5 protein-coding genes are annotated in these 6,297 nt (G+C 37.2%); 2 read left to right on the forward strand and 3 right to left on the reverse strand.

All coding sequences use genetic code 11. The features are described 5' to 3' along the window. Window positions 1-244: 244 nt before the first annotated feature. Window positions 245-526, reverse strand: a complete 282-nt coding sequence (locus DKM50_07620; GenBank protein PZM79736.1) for a transcriptional regulator — start codon at window positions 524-526, stop codon at window positions 245-247. 320 nt (window positions 527-846) lie between these two features. Here DKM50_07620 and DKM50_07625 point away from each other — a divergent pair, with 320 nt between their 5' ends. Further along, window positions 847-1,989: a hypothetical protein gene (locus DKM50_07625; protein ID PZM79737.1), complete on the forward strand. Its 1,143-nt coding sequence runs from the start codon at window positions 847-849 to the stop codon at window positions 1,987-1,989. Window positions 1,990-1,997: 8 nt separating this feature from the next. On the opposite strand, the gene DKM50_07630 is transcribed toward DKM50_07625, so the two are convergent. Both DKM50_07630 and DKM50_07635 read right to left on the reverse strand, forming a co-directional pair. Next, window positions 1,998-2,708: a hypothetical protein gene (locus DKM50_07630; GenBank protein ID PZM79738.1), complete on the reverse strand. Its 711-nt coding sequence runs from the start codon at window positions 2,706-2,708 to the stop codon at window positions 1,998-2,000. A gap of 110 nt (window positions 2,709-2,818) precedes the next feature. Then, complete coding sequence (locus tag DKM50_07635) at window positions 2,819-4,507, reverse strand: hypothetical protein (protein PZM79739.1); 1,689 nt, start codon at window positions 4,505-4,507, stop codon at window positions 2,819-2,821. Between the two features lie 200 nt (window positions 4,508-4,707). Here DKM50_07635 and DKM50_07640 point away from each other — a divergent pair, with 200 nt between their 5' ends. Then, window positions 4,708-6,027: an oxidoreductase gene (locus tag DKM50_07640; GenBank protein PZM79740.1), complete on the forward strand. Its 1,320-nt coding sequence runs from the start codon at window positions 4,708-4,710 to the stop codon at window positions 6,025-6,027. Window positions 6,028-6,297: the final 270 nt, after the last annotated feature.

Genomic DNA, 6,297 nt, shown 5'->3' on the forward strand with positions numbered 1-6,297 from the left:
ATAGGGAGCGACTCGTCCCTATTATAATCATCCCAATAGGGATACTTTATTGCCTGAACTCAATGTTTATCAGCGCTAAAACTCATAATTAGAACTGCTGCTATAATCAACATGCAGTTTGTTTACCTGAAAAGATAAAAAAGTAATACAATATATTGAACCCAGATAGTTCTTTTGCATTTTCGATAAGAATAAAAACCAAGCACCTGGGAACCGCAAATATAATTTTGTAGAGAATAATCATTTAAAAATTTAAAATAAACTGTATTACCTTTTTAATTTGTGGATCTTTAATGGAATAGTATATTTCTACACCTTGTCTTTTCGCCTCAATAATTTTGCAGTTTCTTAATTTCAGCAAATGTTGAGACACAGCTGATTGTCCAATTTTGAGAGATCTCTGTATTGCAGATACATTCACACCTTCGCTCTTAGAGGCTATATCCTCAAGTATTTTTATTCTATCAGGATGACCGAGGGATTTTATCATCTCAGCTACCTTAATGTGCCGCTTCCTTATTGCCATTTATTTCCGCCTTTCGTATTTCATATCGTAATTATACCCATCTCATAAACCACTTAAACATTAACAATTAATATTTATATATTAAATAACCAACATAATCTAAAAAACAAAACACATTAAGCTAACAATATATATATAAATTACAATAACCAGTCAAATAACAAATAAAAATATGTGCTGCCAGCTAAAGGTTGAGAAAACCGATAAACTTCACTTAAATACATCAGGAGAATAAATAAGATATTAGGTCGAAAGACAAAGGATAGCGGGACACAAATCAGACGCTTTTTCAGTTTTGCTAATACCTATATAATGGAGAGATGGTCCGGCTAATAAATATTTCGATATTACTTATCTTCTCTTTAATAGTTTCGCCAGCAATACATGCTTTTACGCCGAACTACTCCATTAAACTATCGAATCCTTACAGCGACTTCGAAAGCAACGGAGATCTTCTTTATAGCCTCAATCATTTTTCACATCAAGTTCACCCAACAACCGCCTTAGAACTCTCGTCGTCCATAGGGATAACAATGTTTTTGAGCTACATCTCCCATGAAATGGGGCACATTAATGTTGGGCAACGATATGGAAAAGTCTCAACAATCTTTCCCTATTTTAGAAAAGAAATCCATTATATACCTACTGTAGAACAATACATTCAAGAAACGGCTGCAGGACCCAACCAGCAAGAATTAAGTGCACATATTTTCTGGAAAAAGTCCCTATCTAATACCGATTTTCATACCTCATTCGGGTTTCTCCTAAACAAACTTACTGATGGAATATATTTCTTTCTTACAAAGGATATTGAGTACTGGGACCGCGGATTTGATGCTCCCTATGATTATTACAATGTTTTTGGGGACTTTAATTTTTATATTTCTTTACTCAACCGAAGCGGGATTAAGATAACCAAAGAGTCGTTGTTGTCAGATATCCTGATTGCAGACCTCCTTACGGTTTCCGTTTGGGACCACTTCGGTTATTGGCACCAGGCTTTGCTTGGCAATCCGAAGGCTTCATATACGCCAACAACCCTGAGCTTCGATAGATATAAAATTTCTATGCCTTATATTTCCTCATTTCTTGCTGATAACGGTTTATTTATTTTGGGCTCGGTTCTTATACTAAGAAGTGACGACAATAAGCCATTTCTTGAACTTACCCTGGGATTTCCTTCTCCCTGGTTTAGCAAAAACAAAGTTCATACCAATCACTTCGGGATAATATATACCTTTAAACTAACCGATTTTTTGTTACTAGAGCCATTTGTTGCTTACGATTATGATACGGACAAACAGGTTTTTAATGGCAGGAGTGCGGGATTAAGGATATACCAAACATTCAATGAAGATGTCGGATTAACCTATCAACTGGAAACAAATCAAAATGACATCATAGAAAACCAGATAAAACACAAAGCAAATGGGTTTCAATTAAGTTTGAAGCTCGATTTATAAAACAAATTTCAAACCAAAAGCATAAATAAAGATGATGCCAGGACTGGCAAGACTAGATTATCCAATCCGGAAACTAATATAAACTCGATAAATGTAAGGATAAAGGTTAACAAAAAAATCTCCACCATATTAAACTTCCCAATAATAAAAAAATAATACCCCGAGATAATAAAGGTCATAATAAAAAATGACAAAGTACCTTTAACGGTCTTCTCCTTGCTCCAAAAAGAAATTTTTTTTCCACCAAATCTTCCACCGATCATCCCGGCTAAGGTATCAGAAAGAGTGAGTATCCAGATACCAAACTGGAAAGAGACAATATTTCCAGGCAAGCAAACCAAGGCTGAGACGCCGATCCCAAGAGGATAGTATATTTCGCCAAAGCTCTTTCTTCCGGTAACGTGAATGCCCGGCAATAAGCGCGCTCTTTTGGTGTAAAACAATAGCCCCGCAATAAGCAGCATCAAAACAACTATTTGAGAGGGCATTAGATAATATGGAAGAAAAAAAGAAAGAATCCCAGTACTTACATGCGCAACGTTTCTGCTAAAAGCATTCTCAACAAGAAACTTCCTTTTGGCCACTTCAATAAAAACATATAAAACAATATAAATTGTTATCGTTACAAATAAAGCAATCATAATAGAGGTCACTATTTCTTTAAATTGGATTAGATAGCTTACTCGCAGAAAATATTTGCTTGCAAAATTTGTCCGCACAAAAAATCCCTGACGATACAACGAGTATTGTATCCAGGTATTTTTTTTAAGTCAAACCAAAATCTCCGGAGAATTGAAAAACTACTCCAGCGATGTAATCTTTTGTTTTCTCAGGTAGTCTTACCGTAAATAATTTCATTGAGCATTAGCACCATTTTATTGAGTTCTCTCGCCATGTCCGAGAGATTATGGCTTGCTATCGCAGATTCATCTGCGTTACTGGTGTTTGCTTGCGTAATCTTATGGATGTTTGATACCCCTTCATCAATCTTGACAATACCCTCAAGCTGTAAAGCACTTGATTGAGTAACTTCCCCGATAAGCAAAACTGCCTTATGCACTCCCTTGATTATAGCTGTTAATATATCAGCAACTTCTCCTGATACTATAACCCCGTTCTCAGAATTCTTTTTCGACTCCCCAATGTATTCCTCGGTACTTCTTACCGCATTGGCACTATGCTGAGCAAGATTACGCACCTCTTGAGCAACAACTGCAAACCCCTTCCCGGCATCTCCTGCCCTGGCCGCTTCAACGGCCGCGTTCAAGGCCAGCAAATTAGTCTGAAAAGCAATTTCGTCGATTGTCTTCACAATTTTGGCGGTCTGATCTGAAGAAGTCTTAATTTTGTCCATGGCATAACCCATTTTATCAATAGTTTCTTTGCTTTTTGCTGCTTCATAGCTAACAGCTTTAATCGTATCATTAGCTTCCCCGGTGTTATCTGTGTTCTTTTTAACAATCGAGGATATCTCTTCAAGCAACTGCGAAATCTTGCTCAAGCTCGCTGCTTGCTCATTAGACCCTTTTGCGAGTTGCTGACTGGAATCTGATACTTTATCTGAAGCCAATATAACCTGATCCGATATATCTTTCATTAATCTGCTAAGAGCCGGCAACTTTGATAACAGAGTTTTTTCGAGAAATAGTACAGTCATTACGGCAAAAAATAACGCACCGACAATAATTATCATAAATAACCCGGATAAAGAATTCTTTCCTTGCGTATATATATCCCTTGGTATATCAATTCGAGAAATGAGAGATGGTTTATTATTAATGTCTTCAATAACACAGTATCCTTGCACAACAGACTTATCTTTTGGAACGACAAGAGAAACTTTTCCGTCCTTGATTTGCTTAACGGCCTTCATAAAATCGATTGGAAGATCTTTGTCATCGAGTTGACGAATGTTGACAGATAGATTAGTAATTCGCGATATTTGGGCTACTTCTTTGTCATCGAGATATCTCCCGGTTATAAAGGTTCCATTGACCGGGCCCTCACCTTGACTCGTCAGAACAGGCCGGGAAACAAAAAGCATCGGCTGATCATCAATTATTATTATGCCTTTTTTTACCGATTGCACATCGGCATGAGAAAGAAAGGGTCTGTTCGCTAATATCAAATTCTTCACACCTGAAGTTAGATCAATTAATTTATTATTAGTATCTAATTGCTTGCCCCAAATAAGCTCTCCGGATTTATTGACAAACAGCATCAAGTTTATTTCCAGATCCTTCAATGACTGATCTGACAGATTAGATTCGATATAAGTGGAATTCTTATCGTCAATAAACTTGTAGGTATCGTCCCATTTTGCCCAATCCTGTTTATCAACCTTTTCGAGACGTTCAGCAATAACTTCTTTAACCCTCAAAATGTTGCGATTAACGTCCTGCTCTTCAACGCGAAGAAACCCGTTAAGAAGAACTAATCTCGCCATAACGTACATCCCTATAATTATGGAGATCAAAATAAGTGAAATAATAAAAATTATTTTGTTTCGAAGATTCATAACTTCTCCCTCATTAACAGTATACTATAATTTTTATTTACTTGTAAAAAAAACTCATTCACCCGAGGCAATTAGTTAATTCTATCTTGGTTATAGCGAATATATGCTATTTTATTTATATTAAAATAATATATAATGAGCAGCGATAATAAAACAAGGCAATTGAAACTAGTTATTCAATAATTAAAAGAGGTGCAGCTATGGGGAGTGGTCTAGTGCGTATTTTTCTTTATCTCGCGGTAGTATTAGCGCCATTAATTATATCGATGTTTTACAGGCAACAAACTACTAATAATTTCTTATATGAACTCGGAAGAAACTTTGCCCTTGTGGGAATTATGGTACTGACAATCCAAATACTTCTGGCTGGTCGTTTCAAGTGGATTGAAAGTTCTTTTGGGTTCGATATTCTGATACGCTATCACAGATATATGGCTATCTTTGGGACCATCCTGATAATAGCCCATCCATTACTTCTAGCAGCCGGCACAGGAAAACTGACACTGCTCATAGGGTTAACCATGCCCTGGTATATCTGGCTCGGACGAGCAGCCCTTGTTTTGCTGATAATCAACGCGCTGGTTAGCGTCTATCAGTCAAAACTTCATCTCAAATTTGAGGTATGGCGTTTTATTCATGACATAACAGGACCATCGATAATTCTGTTTTCTTTTGTTCATAGCTGGATAGTTGGAGACGATATCCATTCTCAACCATTATATTGGCTTTGGCCTATCATCTTAATCATATTTTTTGTTCTTTTTGCCTATCACAGGTTCATACGTCCGCTTTTGCTTAACCGTCATCCATATCTCGTTACTGATGTAATACAGGAGTCAAAAGGCGTATGGACAGTGAAGCTTGCCCCGTCGAAAGGTGAAAGAATCAAAAAATATTTACCCGGGCAATTCCATTTCCTGACTTTTCATCGCGGAAAAAGCTTACCGGAAGAAGAACATCACTGGACCATTTCTTCCAGCCCCACAGAAAAAAAATATGTAAGCTCAACAATTAAAGAACTCGGTGATTTTACTGCAACTATAGGAGAGACAAAACCAGGGGATACGGCAACTGTCCATGCTGCTTTCGGGAGATTTTCCTACCTGCTTCATCCGGAAGAAAAAAGCTTAGTTTTCATTGCCGGAGGAATTGGAATAACTCCTCTTATGAGCATGCTTCGATATATGAGGGACATCCACGAGACCATTCCGGTAGTTTTACTCTATGGAAGTAAAACCGAGGAAGAAATAGTTTTCCGAAAAGAGCTTGCTGAGATGCAAGAAAAGCAATTCCCTCGATTACAAGCAGTCCACATTCTAAGTGACCCGGGAAAAAAATGGACCGGGGAAACAGGGTTAATTGACCGGGACAAACTAATCAAACATTGCGGAAAATTAGATAATAAAGGGTTCTATATCGTTGGCCCCAAAGACTTACTTGACGGAACAGTTAAAAATCTTCGCGAACTAGGAGTGAATGATGAACGAATACACATAGAGATTTTTTCCTTTATCGATTAAAAAGGAGGGCGTTATGAGACTAACCAAACTAAATCAGACAACAGTAATAGTTGTAGCAATTTTATCTATTTTCCCAATAGTTGTTGCCATCTGGAGGGTATTCAATACGTGACCCAAGTATAAAGCATTTCGTAGATAACCTTGTTTTAACAATTTAATTCTTTGCCACAAATGAACCTCCCCGGACTAAAAGTCCGAGGTATCGATTGCGCTAACCAGCTTCAAACAATGCCAGTTGCTCTTTGCTAACATAAATCGGCTCGTAATTCT

Source organism: Candidatus Margulisiibacteriota bacterium (genome assembly GCA_003242895.1).
Classification (GTDB): domain Bacteria; phylum Margulisbacteria; class Riflemargulisbacteria; order GWF2-39-127; family GWF2-39-127; genus GWF2-39-127.